We start from the raw sequence: 574 nt of genomic DNA, 5'->3' as shown, positions 1-574 counted from the left end.
GTTCGACGACGTTCCTGTCGATCGATCTCGTCAAGATGGCGGTCGGCCAGTTCGATCTTGGGCCTGCCGCGGCCATGTCGATCATCTACTTCCTGATCATTCTCTTGCTGTCATGGGTCTTCTACACCGTCATGACCAATTACGATGCGGAGCGCTGACATGAATGTTAACGACGCGAGCCTTCCCCGGACATCCAGGCATGACGACATCCAGCAAGGAAAAATCGCAAAGGCGCTGGCGCGACAGATGCGCAAGCGCGGCGATGAATCGAAGTTCTGGTGGCTGATCCCGACGCTGTACATCATCTTTTTGATGCTGCCGATCTACTGGCTCATCAATATGAGTTTCAAGACAAACAATGAGATCATGAACTCATTTGCACTTTGGCCGCAGAACCCGACCCTGAACAATTATGCGGTGATCTTCACCGATCCATCCTGGTACAAGGGCTATATCAATTCCATCATCTATGTGGTGATGAACACGGTGATCTCGGTGCTGGTGGCCCTGCCTGCAGCCTATGCCTTCTCGCGCTACCGGTTCCTCGGCGACAAGCATTTGTTCTTTTGGCTGC

1 protein-coding gene and 1 pseudogene are annotated in these 574 nt (G+C 52.8%); both read left to right on the top strand.

Annotation, left to right across the window (positions count from 1 at the left end; all coding sequences use genetic code 11):
- A pseudogene (locus LB462_RS31005) lies at nt 1-158 on the top strand (sugar ABC transporter permease); the annotation flags it as partial.
- A gap of 88 nt (nt 159-246) precedes the next feature.
- Nucleotides 247-574: ABC transporter permease family protein (locus tag LB462_RS31000; RefSeq protein WP_505483637.1), on the top strand; the 328-nt coding region annotated here is incomplete at its 3' end.

It is taken from the genome of Phyllobacterium chamaecytisi, assembly GCF_020164455.1.
Lineage (GTDB): Bacteria > Pseudomonadota > Alphaproteobacteria > Rhizobiales > Rhizobiaceae > Phyllobacterium > Phyllobacterium chamaecytisi.
This window is presented reverse-complemented; position numbering and strand designations above follow the sequence as displayed.